At 65.5% G+C, this 25,078-nt stretch carries 22 protein-coding genes; 11 read left to right on the forward strand and 11 right to left on the reverse strand.

From position 1 onward, the window contains the following. The first annotated feature begins 401 nt into the window (after nt 1–401). The 6 genes from NMB96_RS06065 to NMB96_RS06090 all read left to right on the forward strand — a co-directional run bounded on the left by NMB96_RS06065 (nt 402) and on the right by NMB96_RS06090 (nt 10,035). Nucleotides 402–1,712, forward strand: coding sequence for an MFS transporter (locus NMB96_RS06065; protein ID WP_255086492.1), 1,311 nt, complete (start codon nt 402–404; stop codon nt 1,710–1,712). Between the two features lie 25 nt (nt 1,713–1,737). Continuing rightward, a complete protein-coding gene (locus NMB96_RS06070) occupies nt 1,738–2,907 on the forward strand; it encodes a glycerate kinase (RefSeq protein ID WP_255086493.1) in 1,170 nt (389 codons plus the stop codon). Nucleotides 2,908–3,279: 372 nt separating this feature from the next. Next, nucleotides 3,280–4,470, forward strand: a complete 1,191-nt coding sequence (locus NMB96_RS06075; protein WP_255086494.1) for a sugar diacid recognition domain-containing protein — start codon at nt 3,280–3,282, stop codon at nt 4,468–4,470. Between the two features lie 139 nt (nt 4,471–4,609). Beyond that, nucleotides 4,610–6,358 carry a sensor domain-containing diguanylate cyclase gene (locus NMB96_RS06080; RefSeq protein WP_176340373.1) on the forward strand — a complete coding sequence of 583 codons (1,749 nt, stop codon included), beginning with the start codon at nt 4,610–4,612 and terminating at the stop codon, nt 6,356–6,358. A gap of 127 nt (nt 6,359–6,485) precedes the next feature. Continuing rightward, entirely contained in the window at nt 6,486–6,878 is a 393-nt protein-coding gene (locus NMB96_RS06085) for a DUF2628 domain-containing protein (protein WP_074056186.1), read from the forward strand. Nucleotides 6,879–7,557: 679 nt separating this feature from the next. Next, complete coding sequence (locus NMB96_RS06090; RefSeq protein WP_255086495.1) at nt 7,558–10,035, forward strand: GH92 family glycosyl hydrolase; 2,478 nt, start codon at nt 7,558–7,560, stop codon at nt 10,033–10,035. Nucleotides 10,036–10,393: 358 nt separating this feature from the next. On the opposite strand, the gene NMB96_RS06095 is transcribed toward NMB96_RS06090, so the two are convergent. Further along, nucleotides 10,394–11,809 carry an amino acid permease gene (locus NMB96_RS06095; protein WP_074056183.1) on the reverse strand — a complete coding sequence of 472 codons (1,416 nt, stop codon included), beginning with the start codon at nt 11,807–11,809 and terminating at the stop codon, nt 10,394–10,396. A 334-nt stretch (nt 11,810–12,143) separates the two neighbouring features. Further along, nucleotides 12,144–12,767 carry a glutathione S-transferase family protein gene (locus NMB96_RS06100; RefSeq protein ID WP_255086496.1) on the reverse strand — a complete coding sequence of 208 codons (624 nt, stop codon included), beginning with the start codon at nt 12,765–12,767 and terminating at the stop codon, nt 12,144–12,146. A 355-nt stretch (nt 12,768–13,122) separates the two neighbouring features. Between NMB96_RS06100 and NMB96_RS06105 the strand changes: the two genes are divergently transcribed. The 4 genes from NMB96_RS06105 to NMB96_RS06120 all read left to right on the forward strand — a co-directional run bounded on the left by NMB96_RS06105 (nt 13,123) and on the right by NMB96_RS06120 (nt 16,621). After that, nucleotides 13,123–14,709: a DNA recombination protein RmuC gene (locus NMB96_RS06105; RefSeq protein ID WP_255086497.1), complete on the forward strand. Its 1,587-nt coding sequence runs from the start codon at nt 13,123–13,125 to the stop codon at nt 14,707–14,709. A gap of 239 nt (nt 14,710–14,948) precedes the next feature. After that, nucleotides 14,949–15,329, forward strand: coding sequence for a hypothetical protein (locus NMB96_RS06110; RefSeq protein ID WP_168959025.1), 381 nt, complete (start codon nt 14,949–14,951; stop codon nt 15,327–15,329). Between the two features lie 217 nt (nt 15,330–15,546). After that, the gene (locus NMB96_RS06115; protein WP_255086498.1) at nt 15,547–16,095 is read left to right on the forward strand and encodes a glutathione peroxidase; all 549 of its coding nucleotides are present in this window, start codon (nt 15,547–15,549) and stop codon (nt 16,093–16,095) included. A gap of 106 nt (nt 16,096–16,201) precedes the next feature. Next, entirely contained in the window at nt 16,202–16,621 is a 420-nt protein-coding gene (locus NMB96_RS06120; RefSeq protein WP_255086499.1) for a lysozyme inhibitor LprI family protein, read from the forward strand. Between the two features lie 138 nt (nt 16,622–16,759). Here NMB96_RS06120 and NMB96_RS06125 read toward each other — a convergent pair whose 3' ends face one another. The 8 genes from NMB96_RS06125 to NMB96_RS06160 all read right to left on the reverse strand — a co-directional run bounded on the left by NMB96_RS06125 (nt 16,760) and on the right by NMB96_RS06160 (nt 23,996). Further along, entirely contained in the window at nt 16,760–18,373 is a 1,614-nt protein-coding gene (locus NMB96_RS06125; RefSeq protein WP_255086500.1) for a GMC family oxidoreductase, read from the reverse strand. A gap of 255 nt (nt 18,374–18,628) precedes the next feature. Then, the gene (locus NMB96_RS06130; protein WP_255086501.1) at nt 18,629–19,582 is read right to left on the reverse strand and encodes an AraC family transcriptional regulator; all 954 of its coding nucleotides are present in this window, start codon (nt 19,580–19,582) and stop codon (nt 18,629–18,631) included. Between the two features lie 302 nt (nt 19,583–19,884). Then, the gene (locus NMB96_RS06135) at nt 19,885–20,937 is read right to left on the reverse strand and encodes an MlaA family lipoprotein (protein ID WP_255086502.1); all 1,053 of its coding nucleotides are present in this window, start codon (nt 20,935–20,937) and stop codon (nt 19,885–19,887) included. Between the two features lie 10 nt (nt 20,938–20,947). Further along, the gene (locus NMB96_RS06140; protein ID WP_183086571.1) at nt 20,948–21,241 is read right to left on the reverse strand and encodes an STAS domain-containing protein; all 294 of its coding nucleotides are present in this window, start codon (nt 21,239–21,241) and stop codon (nt 20,948–20,950) included. Beyond that, nucleotides 21,231–21,893 carry an MlaC/ttg2D family ABC transporter substrate-binding protein gene (locus NMB96_RS06145; protein ID WP_255086503.1) on the reverse strand — a complete coding sequence of 221 codons (663 nt, stop codon included), beginning with the start codon at nt 21,891–21,893 and terminating at the stop codon, nt 21,231–21,233. The genes NMB96_RS06140 and NMB96_RS06145 overlap by 11 nt, the downstream gene beginning before the upstream one ends. Further along, on the reverse strand, nt 21,890–22,441 hold the full coding sequence (gene mlaD / locus NMB96_RS06150) for an outer membrane lipid asymmetry maintenance protein MlaD (protein ID WP_023905821.1): 552 nt from the start codon (nt 22,439–22,441) through the stop codon (nt 21,890–21,892). The genes NMB96_RS06145 and mlaD overlap by 4 nt, the downstream gene beginning before the upstream one ends. 11 nt (nt 22,442–22,452) lie before the next feature. Beyond that, nucleotides 22,453–23,202 (reverse strand): MlaE family lipid ABC transporter permease subunit, encoded by a 750-nt coding sequence (locus NMB96_RS06155; protein WP_006451569.1) that lies wholly within the window; start codon nt 23,200–23,202, stop codon nt 22,453–22,455. Next, nucleotides 23,202–23,996, reverse strand: a complete 795-nt coding sequence (locus NMB96_RS06160) for an ABC transporter ATP-binding protein (protein ID WP_006451570.1) — start codon at nt 23,994–23,996, stop codon at nt 23,202–23,204. Before NMB96_RS06160 ends, NMB96_RS06155 begins: the two co-directional genes overlap by 1 nt. Before the next feature lie 235 nt (nt 23,997–24,231). Between NMB96_RS06160 and NMB96_RS06165 the strand changes: the two genes are divergently transcribed. After that, nucleotides 24,232–24,519, forward strand: coding sequence for a DUF6916 family protein (locus tag NMB96_RS06165; protein ID WP_043889949.1), 288 nt, complete (start codon nt 24,232–24,234; stop codon nt 24,517–24,519). Here the strand turns inward: NMB96_RS06165 and NMB96_RS06170 are convergent. Continuing rightward, a complete protein-coding gene (locus NMB96_RS06170; protein WP_084217965.1) occupies nt 24,512–25,078 on the reverse strand; it encodes a GNAT family N-acetyltransferase in 567 nt (188 codons plus the stop codon). The two genes, NMB96_RS06165 and NMB96_RS06170, sit on opposite strands and share 8 nt — an antisense overlap.

Here is a 25,078-nt window from a genome sequence, read left to right on the forward strand (position 1 = left end):
GGGCCTGGCGGTGGGGCGCGGGTTTGGTCGTGGGCATCGGGCTGGGGAGAGGCGCGGTGCCGCTGCGGGCTTCTTCGCCGGATTGGTTGATCGTGGCGCGCGGCGTGCGTCAGCGCTAGTTGTCAGCTAGGCGGTTGGGTGGCCGGGTGGCCGTCGCCGCATCGGGCGGCCAGCTCTGCACCAGCAGCATGGTCGCCGTGGCGCTCCGAGCCCGGCACATGCCGAGATGCTTGATGCGGATTTGGGCATTTGCACAAAAATCAGCGCCCAGCTGCCCATAAACAGGCAGCATCCTGACGATGCTTCCGGGAAAAAGCTCCAACTAGAATGCGCCGACCCCTGTGTGGTGCCGGTGCCAACGCACTGCGCATCGGTTGGCCCACCGACTGCTGGAGCGTGCGATGACCCAAGCCACCCGGCCCCTGCCGCCACCCGACGGTATGGGCCCGACCTACCGCAAGATCCTGTGGCGGCTGATCCCGTTCCTGTTCGTCTGCTACCTGTTCAATTACCTGGACCGGGTCAACGTCGGCTTCGCCAAATTGCAGATGCTGGGCGATCTGGGCATGAGCGAAACGGTCTATGGGTTGGGCGCAGGCATCTTCTTCATCGGCTACCTGGCCTGCGGGGTGCCGAGCAATCTGATCCTGCAGCGCATCGGCGCGCGCCGCTGGGTGGCGATCATGATGGTCAGCTGGGGCCTGCTCTCCACCTGCCTGATGTTCGTGCGCACCCCGGCCGGCTTCTACACCCTGCGTCTGCTCACCGGCGCGGCCGAAGCCGGTTTCTTCCCCGGCATCGTGCTGTATCTGACGCGCTGGTTTCCGCGCGCCCAGCATGGCCGGGTCATGACCGTCTTCATGTCGGCCATCCCGATCTCCGGGGTGCTGGGCGGGCCGTTGTCGGGCTGGATCCTCAGCCACTTTTCGGCCGGGCAGGGCGGTTTGGCCGGTTGGCAATGGATGTTTCTGCTGCAAGGCATGCCCACGGTGCTGCTGGGCATCGGGGTGTGGTTCCTGCTCAGCGATGGCGTGCAGCAGGCGACCTGGCTGGATGCGCAGGAGAAACAGGCACTGACCCGCGCGCTGGCAGACGACGAAGCACGCAAACCGGCCGGCGCCTCCACCTCGCTGGGCGCAGTGCTGCGCAACCCGGCGGTGTGGATGCTGGGTACGGTGTACTTCTGCATCCAGAGCGGGGTGTATGCGATCAACTTCTGGTTGCCCTCGATCATCCAGGGCAGCGGCGTCACCGACCCGACCCGGATCGGCCTGATGAGCGCCATCCCGTATCTGGCCGCAGCGGTGTTCATGGTGTTGATGGGCCGCTCGGCCGACCGCCGCGGCGAGCGCCGCTGGCATCTGGTGATCCCGTTGCTGATGGGCGCAGCCGGGCTGTGCATCGCCGCCAGCGTCACCGACAACCTGGCGCTGGCCCTGTTCGGCATGACCCTGGCCACGATGGGCGCGGTCAGCGGCTTGCCGCTGTTCTGGCCGCTGACCAATGGCTTTCTCACTGCCGCCGCTGCGGCCGGCGGGCTGGCGCTGATCAATTCCACCGGCCAGGTTGCCGGCTTCGTCAGCCCGTATCTGGTGGGCTGGATCAAGGACACCACCCACAGCACCGAGCTGGCGCTGTACGTGCTGGCCGGGGCCATGCTGCTGGGCGCCGCGCTGGTGTTGCGGGTGCCGGCGCGCGCGGTGAACCAGTGATGCGCCCATTCAAGCGAGTGTCCCAATGAAGATCGTCATCGCCCCCGATTCGTACAAGGAAAGCCTGTCCGCGCTGGAGGTGGCCACCCAGATCGAGGCCGGCTTCCGCGAGGTGTTTCCCGACTGGCAGTACCGCAAGGTGCCGGTCGCCGATGGCGGCGAAGGCACGGTCGACGCGCTGGTGGCGGCCACCGGCGGGCGGGTGATCGCCTGCACGGTCAGCGGCCCGCTCGGCAGCCCGGTGCCGGCGTTCTTCGGCCTGACCGGCGACGGCCGCACCGCCGTGATCGAAATGGCCGCCGCCAGCGGTCTGGCGCTGCTGCCGCCGGCCGAGCGCGCGCCGCTGCGCACCAGCACGGCGGGCGTGGGCGAATTGATCCTGGCCGCGCTGGATGCCGGCGCGCGGCGCTTCATCATCGGCATCGGCGGCAGCGCCACCAACGACGGCGGCGCCGGCCTGGCGCAGGCGCTGGGCGTGCGGCTGCTGGATGCGCAAGGCGCGCCGATCGGCCCGGGCGGCGGCGCGCTAGCCGCCCTGGCGCGCATCGAGACCGAAGGCCTGGACGTGCGCCTGCAGGACTGCCAGTTCGAAGTGGCCTGCGATGTGGACAACCCGCTGATCGGCCCGACCGGCGCCTCGGCGGTGTTCGGCCCGCAGAAGGGCGCCACGCCCAGCATGGTGCGTCAGCTCGATAGCAACCTGCAGCATTACGCCAACCTCCTGCAACGCGACCTGGGCGTGCAGTTGCACGACCTGCCCGGCGGCGGTGCGGCCGGCGGCCTGGGCGCGGCGTTGGTGGCGTATCTGGGCGCACAGTTGCGGCCCGGCGTGGAGATCGTCGCGCAGGCGCTGGGGCTGGATGCGCTGGTCGCCGATGCCGATCTGGTCATCACCGGCGAAGGCCGTCTGGACAGCCAGAGCCTGCACGGCAAGACCCCGGTGGGCGTGGCGCGGGTGGCGCAGCGGCATGGCAAGCCGGTGATCGCCATTGCCGGCTGCCTGGGCAACGGCGCCGCGCTGCTGCATGGCCACGGCATCGATGCGATGTTCGCAGTGGTGCATCGCGCCTGCACGGTAGAACAGGCGCTGGCCGAAGCCGCCAGCAACGTACGCATTGCCGCGCGCAATGTGGCGGCGGCGTTGCAGGTGGGCAGCGCGTTGGCGCAGGTGCCTGCAGTCGAAGAAGGCCGCTGACGGCAGCGCACGGATGCCTCACGCCGGCCCTCCTCGTGCCACCTGTCCCACTGCAGCCCATCGGCGCGCGCGACATGCCTGTCGCCTGCAGGGTGACGGCGCGACGCGTTGCCGGCGTGACTGCCACCGATTCCGGGACATCGGCTGCTCACTCACGACGGGTGCGCAGCGCGCCGGCCGCAGGCGTCGCAGCGCGCCGCATCTTCGCTTGACGCATCCGAATCGAACCCCGTGCGGCAGGCTGTCGGCAACGGCGGTAGAAGCACCCGTCGTCGCCGCCGCCGCACCATGCACAGTCACACCCGTGTCGAACATGCACGCGCCGACCATGGCACCGTGACCTCCCTCGACCGCGTCAACAGACCCCAGCCCATGCTTACGCTCGACCGCACCCTGGCGCAGTCCATCGTCGACCGCGCGATGAACATCATCGACGGCAACGTCAATGTGATGGACCACACCGGCGTCATCATCGCCAGCGGCGAGCCGGCGCGCATCGGCCAGTTGCACGAGGGCGCGCTGCTGGTGCTGTCCCGACAGGGTCGGGTGGAGATCGATGCGGCGCTGGCGCAGCAACTGGATGCAGTGCGGCCGGGCGTGAATCTGCCGCTGATCGTGGATGGCCGCATCGTTGGCTGCGTCGGGCTCAGCGGCGACCCGCAGCGGATCGGGCAACAGGCCGAACTGGTGCGCATGGCCGCCGAAGCCATGCTGGAACAGGCCGGCCTGTTGCGTCTGCTGGCCCGCGACGCGCGCCTGCGCGAAGAAGTCACGCTTGGCCTGATCCGCGCCGACGGCCCGACCCCGGCACTGGCTGGCTGGGCCGAGCGGCTCGGCATCGCGCTCGACCTGCCGCGCGTGGCCGCCGTGATCGAAGTGGAAAGCGACACCCTGGATCTGGATGCCATGCTGGTGGAGCTGCAGCGCCTGCACACGCTGCTGTCCACGCCCGAACGCGGCAACCTGATCGCGGCCACCGCGCTCAACGAACTGGTGGTGCTCAAACCGGCGCTGGACCGCCGCGGACACTGGGACGTGGGCGAACAACGTCGTCGCGCGCACACCTTGCTCGAGCGCATGCGCGCCAGCAGCCCGCTGCGGATCCGTCTCGCCCTGGGCCAGTATTTTGCGCAGCCCAACGGGCTGGCGTTGTCGCACCAGGTCGCGCGCACCACCATGCGCATCGGCAAGGCGCGCGCACCGCAGGCCGATGCGTTTTTCTACGACGACTATCGCCTGCCGGTGCTGGTGGACGACCTGCGTCAGGCCTGGCAGGCCGATGAACTGCGCAAGCCGCTGCAGGCCCTGCTGGCACAGGAACGTCGCAGCCAGTTGTTGAAGACCCTGTCGGCCTGGTTCGGCGCCGGCATGCGCATGGCGCCCACCGCCAAGGTGCTGGGCATCCATCGCAACACACTGGATTACCGCATGCAGCGCATCCAGCAACTGTGCGCGGTGGACCTGAGCAATACCGACGATTGCATGCGCCTGTATCTGGCCTTGCAGATGCGCGACGACCGCGCCGCCACCCAGGCGAACACGGACGCCAGCGGCACCGACTGAGGTGGCGCAACGGCCGCAGCGTCGGCGCGCACGCGCGTACCTGTGCGATAGCGCACGGAACCCCGCATCGCCAGTCCCTGACAGGTATGCCCACTCCGCTAGACTCAACGCATTGCCCGGGGCACGAGCGAGCTCTCCGTTGAATCAGTGCGACACCGCCGTGTCATCCACCGCCAGCGAGGCCGAGCGCCTTGCGCGTCTGGCGTTGTTGCAGGTGGTCGACACCGACGCCGAACCGTTCTTCGATGCACTGGCCGCCGCCGCGCAGGCGATCGCCGGCACTCCGATCGCACTGGTGTCGCTGGTGGACGAGCGCCGGCAATGGTGGAAGGCCAACATCGGCCTGCCCGGCGTCTCCGAAACCCCACGAGAACTGGCGTTCTGCGCCTACACCATCCAGGGCGATGCGGTGATGGAAGTGCGCGATGCGCCGGCCGATCCGCGCTTCTGCGACAACGCCCTGGTCACCGAATCGCCCGCCATCCGCTACTACGCCGGCGCGCCGATCGTGCTGCCCGACGGCTTGCGCATGGGCACCGTGTGCGTGATCGACCAGCGCCCGCGCGCGCTGGAGCCGGCGCAGCTGCAGGCCTTGCAGCAGTTGGCCAGGGTCGCCGCCGAAGGCCTGGAGCAGCGCCGCGTGATGCTGGAACGCCAGGCCGCCAACGAACAACTGCAACAGCGTGTGCGCGAGAGCGAGGCGTTTCTGGAACGTACCGGCCGGGTCGCCGGGGTGGGTGGCTGGGAAGTGGATGTGGCCAGCGGCACCCTGACCTGGTCGGATCAGACCTGCCGCCTGCACGATCTGCCTCCGGGCTACAAACCGACCTTGAACGAGGGGATCGGCTTCTACCCGCTGGAGGCACGCGCGGTAATCACCGAGGCGGTCGACGCCTGCGTGCGCGACGGCACGCCCTGGGATCTGGAGCTGCCGCTGATCAGCGCCACCGGCCGGCGCCTGTGGGTGCACAGCACCGGCTCGGTGGAGCATGTGGACGGACGCACCCGCCTGATCGGCGCAGTGCAGGACGTGACCGACCGCCATCGCGCAGTGGATGCGCTGGCCGCCAGCGAACGCAAGTTCCGTAACATGTTCCAGTACAGCCTGGGCCTGATCTGCACCCACGACATGGACGGCCGCCTGATCAGCATCAACCCGGCCGCGGCGCGCTCGCTCGGTCGCCAGGTGGAGGGCATGGAAGGCCGCGCGTTGCAGGAGTTCGTGCGCCCCGAGCGGCATGCCGCCTTGCAGGGCTATCTGTCGCGCATGGTGCTCGACGGCCAGGATGCCGGGGTGATCGAGCTGGTGGCCAGCGATGGCAGCCTGCGCCACTGGCAGTACCGCAATGTGCTGGATATCGACTCCGAGGCCACCATCGTGCTGGCGCATGCCCAGGACATCACCAACCAGTACCAGCAGGAAAAACAGCTGCTGGAATGGTCGTTCACCGACCCGCTCACCAACTGCTACAACCGCCGCTTCCTGGACGAACTGGACAAGCGCGACCCCAGCGTGCGCTGGGGCTGCATCGTGGTGGATCTGGACAAGTTCAAACTGGTCAACGACACCCATGGCCACCAGCGCGGCGACGAGGTGCTGGTGCAGATGGCGTGGTTCCTCAATCAGCCGCTACGCACCCAGGACCGTCTGGTCCGGCTGGGCGGCGATGAATTCCTGGTGCTGCTGCACCAGCCCACCCAGCCGCAACTGGACGCCCTGGCGCGCGACTACGTCGGGGCCAGCGCCGACGCACCGATCCAGTTCACCCTGGGCACCGCCTTGCGGCATGACGGCGAAGCGCTGGCGGCGGTGGTCGATCGCGCCGACCGCTCGCTGTATGCGCTGCGCCGGTCACGCCGTGGCAGCGGCCTGAGCGACCAGCGCTAGCGCCGCCCACCCGCCGCCCCGGCAAGCTGACTGATCCGCCAGCGGAGCACGGCAGACAGCGCCAAAATGCGTGCCGATGAATACGCGATCGCCTATCATGTAACCGTTTTCAACTACATGGTTTGGAATGGACACCTTCGATCGCACCCAGCTCAGTCCCAAGTGGCAGTTCCGTTTCGATTTCTTCGACCGTCACGGCGGCCCCAAGGAGCCGGCCTACAAGGAGGCGCTGAAGACCCTGCCGTTTGGCGAAAAGGTCAAGGTCGGCATGAACTTCTATGCCTTCTTCTTCGGCGTCATCTATTTCTTCATCATCGGCCTGTGGCGCAAGGCGTTGAGCCTGATCGGCATCAGCCTCGTGCTGAGCATCGTGGCCTCGTTCCTGCCGGCCGCGTTTCAGAATGTGCTGTGGCTGCCGCTGTCGTTGTTGACCGGCATGATCGCCAACTACGCCTATTACCTGGACAAGGTCAAAGGCAGCACCAGCTGGAACCCGTTCGAAGGCATGCGCTGGATCTGAGCAACTGCGTCACCGGCGCGTCGGCCCCTCCCGCCGCCACGCCAGCGTCGCCAAGCCCGGTCACTGACCGGGCTTTTTTATGGGCAAGCTGGAGCGCACGCGGCTACGCCGTGCGCTCACCCAGAAACCGAGCCGCTCCCAGAGACATTAGCCCTCCCAGCGACCAAGCCCCCAGGCACCAAGCCTCCTCAGGAACCGAACTCCTGCAGGAACCAAGCCCCTCTCCCCCCGGGAGAGGGGTTGGGGTGAGGGTCCGGCCCCCGACGCGCAACACGCCCAGGGAACGCCTCAACCACACGTTCACAGCGCAGCCAAATCGCCCCCCCAAGCCGGGCTTACCCTTCAGCACAGCTGGCACGCCTCAGAACGGCAGCCCCCGAGCGCGCGCAACAGACCGCTTCAACACGTCTGAAGCACCCGCAAAACTGCAAGAGCCCGCACACGTTGCTGCGCCGCGGTGTGCGGCAGATGGTTGAGAATGCTTAATCTTTGCCAACACATGGCGGTGACCGCATCGAATTTAGATCGATCCAAGTAAGCCAGTCGGGCGCGAGATCGCGATTACGCTGAAGGTCGTTGCTCGAACGCAGTCGTTGTGTCTCGATCGCTGGGTGATGCAGCGGTCGACATGGATCCTCCACCTGCGGCTCCGGTCGCCCTCTCCCCCGAGGTGTCTTGCATGCTCTCCGCAGTCCCGTCCAATCGTTCCGTCTCGCAGGGTGCTCCGGCGCCATTCTGGCGCCGCGCCGCCGCCGGCCTATGTCTGCTCGGCATGGTGGTGTCCACACCGCTGGCCGCGCAGGACCCGGCGCAGGTCAACACCTTCATCGGCAGCAAGGACGACGGCAACACTTTCCCGGGCGCCTCGGCCCCGTTCGGCCTGGTCCAGGTCAGCCCGATCGGCGCGCACTACGCCGGCTGGCGCTACGACGACCCCAGCATCCGCGGCTTCGGCCATTCGTTCCTGTCCGGGGCCGGTTGCTGGGAGCAGGGCGGCCAGGTCTCGCTGCTGCCGGTCACCGGCCGTATAGGCCCGGGTGGCGACTTCGATACCGGCGATGCCAAGGCCTTCGACCAGACGCGCTACGCCGCCCGCTACACGCATGATGGCGAGATCGGCCAGGCCGGCTACTACAAGGTGCGCCTGACCGACTACGGCGGCATCGACGCCGAAGCCACCGCGCTCACCCGCGCCGCCGCCGAGCGCTACACCTTCGCCCCCGGCGCCGACATCGGCCATGTGCTGGTCAACCTGGGCCAGGCCAACGACCGCCATGTGGTGATCGGCAGCCAGGTGCAAGTGATCGGCGACCGCGTGGTCGAAGGCAAACTGACCACGCAAAGCTTCTGCGGCGGCCACGAATACACCACCTGGTTCCGGCTGGAATTCGACCGCCCGTTTACCGCCCACGGGGTCTGGGGCGAAGACGGCGGCGTGCCCGATGCGCGCCACAGCATGGGCGGCGAACTCAAGCCCAACGGCGCCTGGCTCAGCTTCCCGCTGGGCAAGGGCAAGGACGCACGTGCGGTGACCGTGGTCAGCGCCATCTCGCACGTGGACGCCGAAGGTGCACGCAACAACCTGCGCGCCGACGGCAGGCAGGGCGGCAAGCTGCTGGGCCTGGAGCAGATGCGCCAACGCGCGCAACAGGCCTGGCGCAAGCAACTGGCCAGCCTGCAGCTGGACGGCGCCAGCGCCGACGACCGCACCGTGGCCTACACCGCGCTGTATCACACCCTGCTGCAGCCGCTGACCGGCAGCGACGCCGATGGCCGTTATCGTGGTTATGACGATGCGATCCACCGCGCCGATGGCTGGACCTACTACGAATATTTCTCGCTGTGGGACACCTACCGCTCGCAGAACCAGCTGCTGGCCCTGCTGCAACCGGCGCGCGCACGCGATATCGGCCGCTCGCTGCTGGGCATCCACCAGCAAGGCGGCTGGTTACCGCGCTGGGGCTACGCCAATTACGACACCAACATCATGACCGGCGACCCGGTCACCCCGTTCCTGGTCGACCTGTGGCGCTTCGGCGCGCTGCAGGGCAACGAGGCCGAGGCCTACGCAGCGCTGCGCCAGAACGCCTTCGAACAACCGCCGACCAACTCGCGCCACTCCGGCCGTTCCGGCAATGCCAGTTACCTGGCCAACGGCTTCGTGCAGTACGACCGCGCCTTCCCCTCCAAGGGCATGGACGTGGACCCGCACCACGGCGGCTCGGCCACGCTGGAATACGCACTGGCCGACTGCGCGCTGGCGCAGATGGCACAAGCGCTCGGCCACGGCGACGACAGCGCGCAACTACGCCAACGCGGTGGCAACTGGCACCGCGTCTGGGACGCCAGCGTGCGCGATGCCGACACCGGCTTCAGCGGGTTTCCGCGCCCCCGTCTGGAAGACGGCAACTGGTACGCGCCCTCGGACGATCACTACAGCCCGCGCTCGCAGCACGGCTTCCACGAAGGCACCGCCTGGCAATACCAGTGGCTGTTGCAGCAGGACATCCCCGGCATGCTGCAGGCCATGCACGGCAGCGAACAGGCCGGCAAGCGGCTGGATGCCTTCTTCGCCTACGACGACTTGCTCAAAGACCCACTCACTGCTGCGCGCACGCACTGGGTGGTCGGCCCCTACAGCTACTACAACCAGTACCGCTACAACCCCAACAACGAACCCGACCTGCACGCCCCGTGGATGTACACGTTGATCGGCCAGCCGTGGAAGACCGCCACCGTGGTGCGTGCCGCGCAGCAGTTGTTCACCAACGCCCCCAACGGCGTCACCGGCAACGACGATCTGGGCACCATGTCGGCCTGGTATCTGTTCAGCGCCCTGGGCCTGTATCCGGCGGTGCCGGGCAGCGGCGAGTTCCTGCTGCACGCCCCGCGCTTCAAGCGCGCGACGCTGGACCTGGGTAACGGCAAGCGCCTGCGCATCGACGCCCCCGGTGCTGATGGCCGCGCGCTGCAATATGTGGAGGGCGTGCGTTTCAACGGCACACCGCAGCGCCAGGTGTTCCTGGACTGGGCTCAGTTGCAGCAAGGCGGCACGCTGTCGTTTGCGCTGACCAAGCAGGCGCCGACCCAAGGCTGGGGCACGCAAGCGGACGCATTACCAATCTCGTTCTGTGCCACGCCTGCAGCCGCGCAGTAACCGCAAGCCTGGACGCCGCAAGCACCGACCAGCAGCGTGCAGCTTGAAGCCCCTCTCCCCCGGGAGAGGGGTTGGGGTGAGGGTACGGGGCAAAGCCACTTACCAAGGTGGATGGCACGAGGCTTCGCCCGTACCCTCATCCGGCCCTGCGGGCCACCTTCTCCCGATGGGAGAAGGGAGTGGTCAATGCATGTCCGCAAGCAGCCGCGCAGCACGGCACTGCTAGCACCAACACCTTCCCATCGATGATTCACTCTTGAAGGCGCGTGGCGACGCGTTTGTCATGGTTGGCAATTGAAAGATGTATGAGGCGCCCCTCATCCGCCCTACGGGCACCTTCTCCCGGTGGGAGAAGGGACTAACCCGCCTTGCCCAAGCGACTATTCCGCCGCCCATACGCCACATACACCACCACACCCAGCACGTTCCAGACCAGGAACCACAGCTGCGTCGTACTCGGCAGACTCCAGAACAGATACAGACACCCCAAAATCGCCACCGGCCCCACCACCCACGCCAACGGGGTGCGGAACGCACGCGCACGGGTCGGCTCACGCACACGCAACACCAGCAGACACGCCGCCACCGCGGTAAACGCCGCCAAGGTCCCTGCATTGGCCAGCGCGGCAATTTCATCCAGCCGCGCCACGCCCGCCAACGCCGCCACCAGCACCGCGGTGAACAACGTCGTCGCCACCGGCGTACCGGTGCGCGCGCTGACCTTGGACAAGCCACGCGGCAGCAGGCCATCGCGCGACATCACAAAGAAGATGCGGCTCTGCCCGTACAAAAACGCCAGCAACACCGTCGGCAGCGCGATGATCGCCACCGCACCGATCACCAACGCCGCCTTGCCATGGCCGAGCTCACGCAGGATCAGCGCCAACGGCTCCGGGCTCTTGCCGAACACGGTAAAGCTCATCGCACCCACCGCCGACAACGCCACCAGCACGTAGATCAGCGTGCAGCCGATCATCGAACCGACGATGCCGATCGACAGATCGCGCCCCGGATTCTTGGTCTCTTCGGCCGCCGTGGAAATCGCATCGAAGCCATAGAACGCAAAGAAGATGATCGCCGCCGCCGCCATCACCCCGCGCTCCACGCCATCGGGCCCCATCGCCTTGGAGAAGCCGTACGGCATGAACGGCTGCAGGTTGGCGCTATTGAAGGCCGGCAGCGCGATCGCCACGAACACGCCCAGCGCGATGATCTTCAACACCACCAGCACTGCGTTGAGCGTGGCGCTTTCCTTGGTGCCGGCCATCAGCATGCCGGCCACCAGGAAGGTGATCACCACCGCCGGCAGGTTGACGATGCCGCCGGCGTGTGGCCCGGCCACCAACGCGTGCGGCAGCTCCACCCCCAACCATTGCAGGAAGCCGACAAAGTAGCCGGACCAGCCCACCGCCACCGTGCTCACCACCAGCGAGTATTCCAGCACCAGGCTCCAGCCTACCACCCAGGCGATGCTCTCGCCGAGCGCGGTGTAGCTGTAGGTGTAGGCGCTGCCGGCGGCCGGCATCATCGTGGCCATTTCCGCATACGCCAGCGCCGCGCAGGCGCACACGATGCCGGCGGCCACGAACGACAACAGCACCGCCGGGCCGGCCTTGTCCGCTCCCACGCCGATCAACGTATAGATGCCGGTGCCCACGATCGCGCCGATGCCGAGTGCGATCAGATGCGGCCAACTCAGGCTGCGGACCAGTTGCCGGCCAGCCTCGTGCACGGTGACCTGATCGATGGATTTGCGCCTGAGCCAAGACGACATGCGGACCTCGAAGGAACCAAAAGAATGCGCGAGTGTCGCCCAACGCGCCGCAGCAATGCTATCGGTAGTGATGTTGTTTGGAGTGGCGCGGAGCGGTTGCTACTTTTATGGACGGGGTTTGACGGCCTCTGAAAGGATTCCGTGAAGCCGTACCCTCACCCCACCCCCTCTCCCGATGGGAGAGGGGCGTTTGATTCCTTCTCCCATCGGGAGAAGGTGGCGCGCAGCGCCGGATGAGGGTACGGACAGGCAATGCAGCGTCAGCTCGATCGCTGCCTGATCGATGCGTATTCCCCACCCACAACATGATGCGATCCGGCCAGGTCCAGCACCCCTAAGCCACCCCATTACACCCATGCCGCTGAAACCCGGCGCGCATCCCGAGCTGCGCGTAATACGCCTCCACCGCAGGCAACACCGGCCGATCGATCGGGCTGGCAAACCAGCGCTGCGTCGATAAGCCCAACACAATATCGGCCACGGTGAAGTCTGCGCCAAGCACAAACGGACCGCCGCGCTGCAGCTGTGCGTCGAGGATGGCCATGTGCCCATTCCACTCGCGCACGCTGGCTGCAATCGCCTGCACATCGGTATGCGCCGCACTGCCACGCACCGTCGCCATGAACGCGTAACGCCAGGCGTTGTTGAGCTCGGTGGCCTGCCAATCCATCCATTGCTCGACCAGTGCACGTGCAGCGGGCGCACTCGGCAGCAGATCGTCGCGATGGCTGCGCGCGGCCAGATACCGGCAGATGGTGTTCGACTCCCACAGCACCACAGTGCCATCGCGTATCACCGGCACCAGCGCGTTGGGATTGAGTGCACGAAACGCCGGCGTGTCCACCGAGGCAAACCCGCTGCCATACGCGTGCAGCGTGTAGTCCAGCGCCAATTCCTCGCACAGCCACAGCACCTTGCGCACGTTGATGGAGGTCGGCTTTCCGTAGAGTTCGAGCATGTGATCCTCAATAACCAATGGCGACATAGGGCGATGACGGCGGGCAATGCGCGCACCGTGTGGAAGCAGACGCTGCAATTCTGCATCCATGCCTGCCAACGTACATGCCACCACGCCCGAGTGGTCGCCCCTGCCGTAGCGTTGCCTCTACGGGGAGCTGCGTGGTGCCCTGCATGCAGGTTGGAACTACGTCGGTGATAGGCGCTTCAACGCACTCTGCGCTGGCATGCCAAGCAACACAGGCAGTGAATCAAGATGAGAACTGCGCCACGGCGCAACCCGACACGCCCGTCATCCTGTGCACGGCGTCCACTCCCGACGCAGCCCCTGCGACCAGCCCCGTTACACTGCGCGCATGTCATCCGAATCCCTGATCCTTCTCGGACTGCTCGTCGTAGTCCTCGTGTTGCAGCTTCTCGCGCTGCTGCGGCGTCCCTCCACCAGCGGCCTGGAGCTGGCGCTGCGCGCCGAGCAACGCGACGGGCGCGGCGAGTTGCGCGAGCAACTCGAAGGCTTGGCAAGGCAGCAGGACGGCCGCCTGGAAACCTTCGCGCGCAATCTCACCGAGCTCTCCACGCGTACCGACCAGCGCCTGGACCTGTTGCGTGATGCACTCGGCGAAGACGCACGCAAGGCGCGCGAAGAAAGCGGCCTTGCGCAGCAACGCACCGGAGAACTGCTCACCCTGCGCCTGACCGAACTGCGCACCCAGCTGGAAGGCTTCGGCCAGCAGCAGGAAACCCGCATCCAGGTGTTCGGCCAGCAACTCACCGAATTGATCGCACGCACCGACACGCACATGGCCACCTTGCGCGAGGCGCTGGCCGAAGACGCCCGCAAGGGCAGGCAAGAAGCCGGCGAGTCGCAGCAGCGCTTCACCGAGGCCTTGAGCCAGCGCTTGAACGAGCTCACCCAACGCAACGAGCTGCGCATCGGCGAGATGCGCGCCACGCTGGAACAGCAGCTGGCCAATCTGCAGAACGACAACGCCAGCAAGCTCGAACAGATGCGCGCCACCGTCGACGAAAAACTGCAGACCACGCTCAACACGCGCCTGGATGCCTCCTTCAAGATCGTCTCCGAACGGCTGGAACAAGTGCAGCGCGGCCTGGGCGAAATGCAGCAGCTGGCCACCGGCGTGGGCGATCTCAAGCGCGTGCTCACCAACGTCAAGAACCGCGGCGGCTGGGGCGAAGTGCAGCTGGACAACATCCTCGAACAGACGCTTACCGCCGAGCAGTATGCGCGCAGCGTGCGCGTGCGCCCGGACACCAGCGAGGCGGTGGACTTTGCCGTGCGCCTGCCCGGTCGTGGGCACGAAGACACCCCGGTGTGGCTGCCGATCGATTCCAAATTCCCGCGCGAAGATTACGAACGCCTGCTCGACGCGCAGGAAGCCGGCGACATCGAGCAGATCCGCCTGCTCGGCAATCAGCTGGAACGCGCGATCCGCATCCAGGCCAAATCGATCAGCGACAAATACATCTGCCCGCCGCACACCACCGATTTCGCCGTGATGTTCCTGCCCACCGAAGGCCTGTACGCCGAAACCATCCGCCGCCCCGGCCTGGTCGATGTGCTGCAGCGCGAGCACCGCGTGGTGATCGCCGGCCCCACCACGTTCACCGCGTTGCTCAACAGTCTGCAGATGGGCTTTCGCACCCTGGCCATCGAAAAGCGCTCCAGCGAAGTGTGGGGCCTGCTCGGCGCGGTCAAGAGCGAGTTCGGCAAGTTCGCCGGCATCCTGGAAAAGGCCGAACGCCAGATCAACACCGTCGGCAAGACCCTGGGCGATGCAGGCCGCAAGACCCGCACCATCGAACGCCGCCTGCGCGGTGTGGAAACGCTGTCCAACGAGCACTCGCAGGCGCTGCTGGACGATGCCGGTAGCGACGACGCCGGAAGCAGCAGCGAAGAAGACGCAGGCGACGAACAGGAGTGATCCGGCCGCATGCCGCGACACGGCGCTGCCATTCCGGCAGGCCAGCGGCACCACAGGAGAGGACAACGTAGGAGCGCACCCGGGCGCGACGAGGCCTTACCGACAACGCCTCATCGCGGCCAGGGCCGCTCCTACAAGGGCAGGCCTGCAACGTGGCATTCCTGCGCCCAACGCCAAGCACACCACGCAGACATCGCCACCGCGATCCTTGCACGCACCTTGTCCAAGAAGAGAGTGCCATGTCGCGTCGATGGATCTATGCAGTGGTCTGCGCCCTGCTGCTGACCGCATGCAGCAATACTCCGGCTGCCAAACCGGGCGCTGCAGCGAGCGCCCAACCACCACCGCGCGCAGTCTCTGCTGATGCTGCCGAATGCACCGCAAAAGGTGGGCAACTACGCCCGGTCGGTCGCATGCAGACGGTGCGCTGCGTGGTGCCGTACGCCGATGCCGGCAAGACCTGCACTGACAACTCCGACTGCAGTGGCGATTGCCTGGCCACCAGCATCGTGCCCGCCGGCACCGCCACCTCCGGTACCTGCCAGCGCGACAGCGACCGCTTCGGTTGCCGCCAGGAAGTGGTCGGCGGCATGGGCCAGGCCGCGTTGTGTATCGATTGATGGCATTGCATGTGCGTAAGCGTTGGCACTGGCGGATCAGCTGATCCGCCAGTGCACGCAGTGGTCGCCAGCTGTCGCAATAGCCGGCCGCAGCAAAGCCAACTGCAGCAACAGAAAGTTGTAAGCAACAGCCAACCGCAAGCACCGTCAGACACCCGCATCGCTCGCTCGGCTTCAGCGGTTTATGCTCTCGGCTCTCCCTGCCCAGGACGTACCGATGAGCCAGACGCTTTACGACATTCCCGTGGCCCGTATCGACGGTGAGCCCGCCACGCTGGCCGACTATCGCGGCAAGGTGCTGCTGGTGGTCAACGTCGCCTCCAAGTGCGGGCTGACCCCGCAGTACGAAGGCCTGGAAGCGCTGTATCGCGATAAGCAGGCAGCGGGCCTGGAAGTGCTGGGCTTTCCGGCCAACGACTTCAAGGGCCAGGAGCCCGGCAGCGAGGCGGAGATCGCCCAGTTCTGCCAGCTCACCTACGACGTGACCTTTCCGATGTTTTCCAAGATCGCCGTCACCGGCACCGACACCCATCCGCTGTATCAGCAGCTGACCAGCGCACGTCCACACGCCACCGGCGACGGCCCGATGCGCGAAAAACTGGCCGGCTACGGCATCCAGCCCAACCCGGCACCGGGTGTGCTATGGAACTTCGAAAAATTCCTGATCGCCCGCGATGGCCAGGTCATCGCCCGCTTCGCCCCCGACGTCCCGGCAGACGACGCACGCCTGCGCCAGGCAGTCGATGCAGCATTAGCGACTGCTTGAGCCCCTCTCCCCCCGGGAGAGGGGTTGGGGTGAGGGTACGGCGGAACATATATGTAGCAAGCAAGCCCAATCATCGCGCAAGAACAGACTCCAATGGCTTATGTCGATGCGTTACATCCTTGTCATCCTGACGCTCCTCGGCTGCCCGGCATTGCAGGCAGCACCCCGATGCTTCAACCCAGCCACAACAGCGGAAAGCAACGCATGCTGGAATGACGAAGTCGGCCTATCGCAGGATCGTCTGACTGACTATCTGACCGCCGCACGCGAAAGGGCGATGACTGTCTTGAATGTTCCAGCCGACGCGTTCGACAACGCACAAGCGGCTTGGACGAGGTACAAAGATCTTCAATGCGGCAACGTACGCAAACAGTGGGGCAATGCGACGGTTGGGCCGGCAAAGGCAGCAAGCTGCATCGTCGACCTCAACGATCAGCGGTCGCACGATCTATGGAAACACTATCTCACCTATGTCGACCGCACGCCGTCGATCAGGCCCGAACCTGCGTTGCGTTCTGGCAAATGACATTGCGGCTACGCGATGGCGCATCTGCCACGCTGATCGACTGGTCACGCAGCTGCACGCTCAAAAGAACGGCGACCTAACAGATCGCCGTTCTTGCTCAAGTGATCAAAGCGTTGCACACACGGCGCGATGCGTCGGTCAACAGGTCAACAGCCTGCCCAGGCGTTCGCCGATGATCACGCACGGCGCCATGGTATTGCCGGTCGTCACTCGCGGCATGATCGATGCATCCGCGATCCGCAACCCGTCGATGCCATAGACCCGCAGTTGCGCGTCCACCACCGACATTGCATCGCGGCCCATCTTCGCGGTGCACGACTGATGCCACACGGTGGAGGCGGTATTGCGCACGAAGTTTTCGAGCCCCTTCCCGTGCAAGGCACCCGGCATGACCTCACGCTTCACGAAGGGACGCATGGATGCGCTGTTGCCGATGTCGCGACAGATCTCCACACCGCGAACCAGCGCCTGCACGTCTTCCGGTGCCGACAATGCGCCGGTATCGATCTTCAGCGGGTCCATCGGGTCGGATCCGCTCAAAGTGATCGAGCCACGGCTCTTGGGGCGCACCAGCCCCGGCAGCAGCGACCAGGCAGCGGCAGGCGGGTTGAACATCGCCTGCGCCTCGGCACTGGCGATCGGGATTTCCGCAAGAAATGTCTGCAGATCCGGCGAGTCCATGTCTGGATGACTCTTGCAGAAAAAGGTCGATTCGCCTGCATTGTTGCGCGGCGCATACGCTTGCTCATATTCCCAGATGCACCCCGACACCATCATGTGGTCCTGATAATTCTGCCCGACGCCCGGCAGGTCCTGCACCACCTCGATCCCGTGTTCGAGCAAATGACCGGCCTCGCCAATACCCGAATGCATCAGGATCTTCGGAGTGTGGAGCGCACCAGCCGAAAGCACGACTTCCTGCCGGGCTTTGATGCGACCAACCTTTCCTGCATGAAGCACTTCAACACCGACGGCCCGCTTGCCTTCCAGCACCACACGCAAGACGTGGGCATGGGTCAGCACCGTCAAGTTCGGCTGTGCCATGAGTGGATAGACGTAGCGTCTGAAGATCGAGCGGCGGTGCCCGTTTTCGATGCAAAGATTGGCGATGGCGGCACCACTGCCGGCTTCCATCAAGGCACCGTTCTGATCGTCGAATGTCGGTATCCCCAGTTGCGCTGCGGCAGACAACATGGCCGGCGCCACCGGATTCGGGTCGGGCGCCGGTTGCACCAGCACCAAACCGCCGGTACCCCGGCGCTCGGCATCCGGCTCGCCGCGCCAGTCTTCGATACGCCGGTAGGTCGCCAGCGTCGCCTCATAATTCCAGGCCGCATCACCCGACTCGCTGGCAAAGTAATCCCAATCACTGCGGTGCCCGCGTGCCCAGACCATGACGTTGATCGACGAACCGCCGCCGAGCACCTTGCCCATGGAGAGCGGGATCGCACGGTCATTCAAATGCGGATTGGGTTGCGCCTGAAACTGCCAGTCACGCTCGCTACCCAAATTGGTAAACCAGACCGAAGCGTCGCTGACGCTGGCCACATCGTCGCTGCCGCCCGCCTCCAGCAGCAATACGGTGATGTCAGGGTTTTGCGCCAGGCGGCGTGCGACAACCGAGCCCGACGTGCCCGAGCCACAGATAATGTAATCGTACTCGGCGGCCAGATTGTTTCTTAGGTGACGTTGATTATCGTCGACCCGCCGAGCAAACTCGGCGGTATAGAGTTCAGTGCGGTGCGCTTGCATGCAGAAATCCTTGAAACGTGTGCGGGCAGCATCGCCAAGCGCCAGGCGCGACGATACTTGCCGATAAGTCGGCGATGAAAAGAGTAAGGAATGGGCGCAATCCGATTGCGCGCTCCGGGCATGGATCAGTTGTTCAACAACGGATCGATTCTATGCCGCGTACCGTCGGATTCTTTTATCTGCAAGGCGCGTGGTACATGTCCGCAAGGCGCGTTTCTGAAACGAGGCAAACGCGTCTGTTTAAAGCATGCCTGCTCAACGTAGGCGCTGTACCTGCGCATTCGAAGGAGACATGGCGTAGCAGGCCCGAAACGCACGGCTGAAATGTGCGGCAGTGGCAAACCCGCAACGCCAGGCGATTTCCTGGACGCTCGCCGCCTGCCCATTACTCTCGCTCAACAGGCGGTGCGCGTGCTGCAGGCGCACCTGCCAGACATACCGCATCACACCGCTGTCTTCGGCCCGGAACAGGCGCTGCAAATGTTTGACCGATACGTGCGCCGCTGCGGCAACTGCGGCGCTATCGAGCTGCTGATCGCCCAGATGCTGATGAATGTAGCGCTTTGCACGAAACACCACCGCCGCGCTACTGCGCTGCTTCACCGTCTCGGTGGGGGTGGCAAGTATCGCGTCCACCAGATTGAGCAACTGCTGCTCCATCAGATACCGCATGTGCGTGCTTGGCGAAACGTGCTGCGCGGCGATGCAATGAATCAGATCACGCGTGGCACGCATGTCCGCCGACTCCATATCCGGCACCAGCAAACCATTCAACGCGTGGCGCAGGCCACGATCGCGTAAACCCGACTTTGGAATCCGCAACACCGTCATTTGGCTGCGTAAGGCAAATGACTCGCTGAACGCACCACTCGGATCGAGCATGAACATGCTGCCGGCCGCAAAGCGCTGCTGCACGCCGGCCATTTCAATATCGACTTCACCGCCGGTCATGAGTTTCAGATACAGCCATTCCCCCTGCCACGCGGCCTGCTTTTCGCCGGCCGGTGCCAGGGCCATGGCGCTCAGGTCTGCCATGGTCAACACCACATTCCCAAGATTCCAGTGTTGCGCCGTGGAATGTAGCGACTTCGATGCGTCGAACGCACAATACAAACCATGCCGCTCAAGCATGACCTCGGACCAGGCCGCTCGCGCATCGGCACTCGGTTCGAAGCGGATGAGTTGTTGGTCCAAAGCGGTGACGGCCATGAAGACGTATCTCGGTGACGGCCTCGACATGCCGAGATACCGGAGGTGAGCCGACCAGGCGAGGCCACAAGGTTCCTGCGCTCAAGCCGCGTCACCCTACGCTGTTTCCCGATCAATTACCGACTGCGTGCTACGGCCCTGGTAATGGCCCAGGTTGGGGTCGGTATCGAATGCGGTAGAGGGCGCTTTTGAAATGCTCGGTAGTTTCGCCAGAGCTGTCGCACTCAGAGCCGCTCCAAAAACAAAAAGCCCGGGATCGCTCCCGGGCTTTCGTAGTGACTTCAAACCGCAGACTCAACCGATCAGCGAATCCATTGCGGAATCGGCATCGCGTCCACCGGCACAGTGCTGTCCTTGTCTTCGCGCAGATAGTCGGGCAGCTCGGTGTTCTTTTCGCGATGGCTGCGCAGATCGCGCACGATCTGGTAGTTGCGGCGTTGCATCCAGGCATCGCGGGTCAGGGCGTACTCGTCCGGTGCCTGGTCGCGCAGCGAATCCAGCGACATCAGCTGCGAACGCGTATCCACCAGCTGCAAGCCCTGCAGGGCAAAGCGCGCACCGCCATCGTCGACCTGGCGCACCCACGACAGTGGAATATCGCCACCCAGGCCAACGGTGTCGCGCACGGTGCGTGGCCCAAACAGCGGCAGCTCGAAGTAACGCGAGTTACGCCAGCCCCAGGCACCCAGGGTCTGACCGAAGTCTTCGCTGCGGCGCGGAATGCCGGCTGCGGAGGCCGGGTCGAACAGACCGGCCACGCCCAACGTGGAGTTCATCACGAAGCGGCCCAGCGACTGCACCGCATACACCGGGTGGCCCTGCAGCAGCTGGTTGACCATGGTCAGCGGCGTGCCGAGGTTGTCGAAAAAGTTGGTGACGCCAAGGCGCGCCGGACTCGGCACCACCTTGGTGTAGGCGGTCGCCAGCGGACGCGCCACACCGCGGTCCACCGCCATGTTGAAGCGGTGCATGCCGCGGTTGTAGCGCTCCCACGGGTCGTAGGCCTGCGCGCCAGGCTGTGCCGGGGCACCGTTGCCGCCGGCTTGCGGCGTGGTGGGGCCATACAGCGCGTCGAAGTCGTCTTCAGCGGCGGTCGGCGCCCCTGAGCTGCTGCCGCTGGCATCGGCGCTGGCCTGGTCGGTAGGCGCAGCGGCAGTGACCGGCAACGCGTCCGGTGCAGCGATTCCGGCAGCGGCCGGTTGCGCGGTCACTCCGGCATCGTCGCGCACCGGTGTTTCAGCGCTTGGCGCGATGCTGGTCGCAGTTGCGGGCGGGGCGGACTTCGGCGTCTGGCTGGCGCATGCACCAAGCAGCAGGCAGGCGGCCAACAAAGAGAGGGGGCGTAACTGGGTCATGGGGTGGCGCTCACGCCTGAAAATCGAAAGTAGGGGACAAGCGATAAGCGGCGCGCAATTCGTCCAGACCGGACGCCTCACCCACCACCGTAACGGTACCAGTGCTGCGCACGCGTGCAGACAGTTCGGCCAGCATCGCCACGCCGGCACTGTCCAGGCGTTGTACACCGGACAGGTCGAGCGTGCGAATGCCGTCCAGCTGCGCGATCGCCTGCGGCCAGGCCGCAGTGACCGCCGCCCGGTCGAGCACGCCGGTGAGTGCCAGCGTGTCGCCGTTGCGTTGCACGGAGCTGTTACTTGCCATTGGCCGGTGCCGCACCGACCTGCAGGTTGCCGCTGCGCAACTCTGCAGCGACCTTGGCGATGCCCTTCTCGCGCAACGGGCCGTCGAACTGGGTCTTGAAGGTCTGCACATAGGAGATGCCTTCGATCATCACGTCGAAGATTTTCCACTGGCCGCCGACGTTACGCATCATGTAATCGACCGGGGTCGGGTCGTTGCCGGCGCGCAGCAGGTCGGTGGAGACCTTGACGCCGCGGTTGCCCGGCAGCGCGCTCTCGGACTTGGCGCGGAAGGTCGGCTTGCCTTCGAAGTTCAGCAACGCGGTGCCGTAACGCTGCATCAGGTTGTCGGCCAGCGCATCGGCAAACAGCTTGACGTCCGCATCGGAGGCGCCACGGCCGTTCACGCCCAGCACCAGACGTGCGGAGTAGTCGCGGTCGAAGGCCTTGTTCAATTCGCCATCGATGTACTGACGCAGCGCGGCCGGGTTGCCACGGAACTCGGCGCGGCGCTGGTCCAGCGTGCTCAGGATGCGCGTGCTGCTGTCGATGACGGTCTTGGTGGCCGCGCCCTGCGCGGGCGCACTGGCGGCAGCCGGCTGGGCCAGCACGGTGGCCGGTGCGCACACCAGCAGGGTCGAGGCCAGGAGGGCGGAGAGCAGGGTGGTTTTCATTGGTGGTGAGGTTCCGTAGAGGGAGAAGCGGGCGGGGCAGGCGGCGGGGCCTGGCCATCGGTGGCGGCCGGGGCATTGCTGCCACCACTACCGCCACCACTGAACATGTACTTGCCGACCAGCTGCAGCAGATCCACCGCCGGCTGGGTGAAGCCGATTTCTTCGCCCGGCTTGAGCGTTTCCGGGTCGCCGCCCGGCTGCAGCCCGATGTAGCTCTCGCCGAGCAGGCCGCTGGTGAAAATGCCGGCCGAGGTGTCGGCGGGCAGATCCTTGTATTTGTTGTCCAGCGACAAGGTCACCACCGAATCGAACTTGGTCGGATCCAGGCTGATGTCGGAGACCTTGCCGATGGTCACGCCGCCGATCTTTACCGGCGCCTGCGCACGCAGCTGGCCAATCTGGCTGAAGCGCGCGGTCAGCGTGTATTGGCTGGACCCGAAGCCCCAGCGCTGGTTGGTCGAGGCCACCGCCAGCACCAGCAGCGAGGCCAGGGTCAGCAGCAAAAAGGCGCCGACGGCGAATTCGAGTCGTGGTCCACGCATGGCCATAGTTATTCCACTCACCTAAACAACATTGCAGAAAGGACGAAGTTGAACATCAGCACCAGCAGCGAGGCGTTCACCACCGCACGGGTGGTGGCGATCGAGGTGCCTTCGATGGTCGGCTCGGCGTGGAAGCCCACGTAGGCGGCAACCAGTGCGGCGGTGCCGCCGAAGATCGCCGATTTGAGCATTGCCACGCCAAAGTCGTCCCAGAAGTCCACGCTGTTGCTCAACCCCGACCAGAATGTGCCGTTGTCGATGCCCAACACGTGTACGGCCTCGAAGTAGCCGCCGGTGATCGCCAGCGAGCAGAACACGCCGGTCAGCAACGGCACCGTCAGCACCGCCGCCCAGAAGCGCGGCGCCACGGCCTTGGCGATCGGGTCGATGGCCATCAGCTCCAGCGCCTTGATCTGGTCGGTAGCGCGCATCAGGCCGAGCTCGGCGGCAATCGAACTGCCGGCGCGGCCAATGAACAGCAGCGCGGTCAGCACCGGCGCCAGCTCGCGGTACAGCGACAGGCCGAGCAGGGTGGACAGCGCATCGGAGGCACCGTAGGTGGTCAGCGTGCGATAGCCCTGCAGCGTCAGCACCAGGCCGACGAAGGCACCGCCGACGGCGATGATCGGCAGCGAGCGCGCGCCGACCTTGTAGATCTCGCGCACCAGCTCGGCGATGAAGTCGCGCGTAGGTACCGAGCCGCGCAGCACGGTCAGCGAGAACAGCCCGGCGCGGCCGAAGGCGCGGATCGATTCGACCATGGCCATCAGGCAGCACTCCGGTCGCGCCGCGGCGCCGCATCGAAGGCGATCGGGCCGTCCGGCTGGCCATGCAGGAACTGCTGCACCAGCGGATCGGTGCTGTCCTGCAATTGCGCGGGCGTGCCTGCGAACACAATGCCGCCATTGGCGATAACGACTGCCTGGTCGCTGATCGGCAAGGTTTCGTGCACGTGGTGGCTGACGATGATGCTGGTCAGGCCCAGGCTGTCGTTGAGGCGCTGGATCAAGCTCATGATCACGCCCGAGGCGATCGGGTCCAGGCCGGTCAGCGGTTCGTCGTAGATCATCAGCGGCGGGTCCAGTGCCAGCGCACGCGCCAGCGCCACCCGCCGCGCCATGCCGCCGGACAACTCGCGCGGCCAGGCATCGGCAGCGGCGAGCAGGCCCACTGCATGCAGCTTCATCTGCACCAGGCGTTGCAGCACCGGTGCCGGCAGGCGGGTATGCGTGCGTAACGGCAGCGCGACGTTGTCGGCCACGCTCAGGTCGGTCAGCAAACCATTGCCCTGCAGCAGCACGCCGACATTGCGGCGCATCTCCAGCAGCGCACGGTTGCCGCGCGGGATCTCTTCACCAAACAGGGTGACGGTGCCGGCGACCGGACGCAGCTCGCCGGTCAGCGCGGCCAACAAGGTGGACTTGCCGCTACCGGATGGACCGAGCACGGCAGTGATGCTGCCGCGTGGCACGTCGAGCGAGACGTCGCGCAGGATCGTGCGACCGCCGCGATCGATGCGGACACCGGACAACTGCACGACAGGAGATGCGGACGCCGTCATCGAAGCCTTTAACAGAATTCCAACGCGATAGAGTAACCGTCACACGGCTGAACATAACCGAACCGGCGCGTGCAGTATTGTCGCATGACGCCTGTACCGCAGCAGACGGATTGCGGCCGATGCGAATGCAACAAGCCGTCTCATGCATGACCCACTGCAGCGTTCGAGCGCATAGCTGTTGTGGCAGGTATGCCCGATGTGGATGATCGAACTCTCTGCCGACCATGAGCACAAAATGGACTTACTGACCCTGGAGCACTTCGCAGGCAGCGTCAACGAAACGTTCTCTGCCGCATTGAACGAAGGCGAGGTTCCATTCGTGCTGGTCGAGGCACGGCCGTTGCCCACCAAGCAGGCAGTTCATCGCGCGCCATTCTCGCTGCTGTTCCGCAACAGCTCGGCATTCCTGTTTCCGCAGCAGATCTATCAGTTGCGCCACACGCGGCTGGGCGAGGTCGGGGTGTTTCTGGTGCCGGTGGCACGCGAGCGCGATGGCTTTCTGTATCAGGCGATCTTCAACTGAGCGGCGTGGCCGCCATCTCGGTGGGCTGCCAGTGCATCGCAAGGTGGGTACTGCTGGCGTCGCCCGCGAGAAAGCCCAGTCGCGCATAAAGCCGGCGCGCCGCAGGGTTGGCATGCAAGACGTGCAACGCCACGCCACAGCTCGCGGCCTGCGCCAGGATTTGCGCATGCACGATCAATGCGGTGCCCACGCCCTTGCCGCGCCAACCCCGTAACAGACTGATATCGACCAGCACGTGCTGCAGCGTTGCGCGCTGAAGATACAGCCGGCCGATGCGTTCGTCCGGCGTCTGTACGATCAGAAAGTCGGCGTCCGGATAGTGCTGCCGATAATGCGTGCGCTGCAGGGTGAACTGCTGATCCACAAACGCGCGCTTGGTCGTCTCCGGCCAGGGCACGTGCGCCAGTTCGTCGCTGCGTGTGTCGGCATAGAGATCCCGCAGCCAGGGCAGGTCGTCGTCATGCTCAGGTCGCAACGAGATGCCGCGTGCGATCAGCGCACGCGTACGCACGACGCCGGGCTGCTCGCTCGCCAGCGCAACGTAGACATCGTGTTGCAT

The sequence above is a fragment of the Xanthomonas hortorum genome (assembly GCF_024339125.1).
In the GTDB taxonomy this organism is placed as follows: Bacteria; Pseudomonadota; Gammaproteobacteria; order Xanthomonadales; family Xanthomonadaceae; genus Xanthomonas; species Xanthomonas hortorum.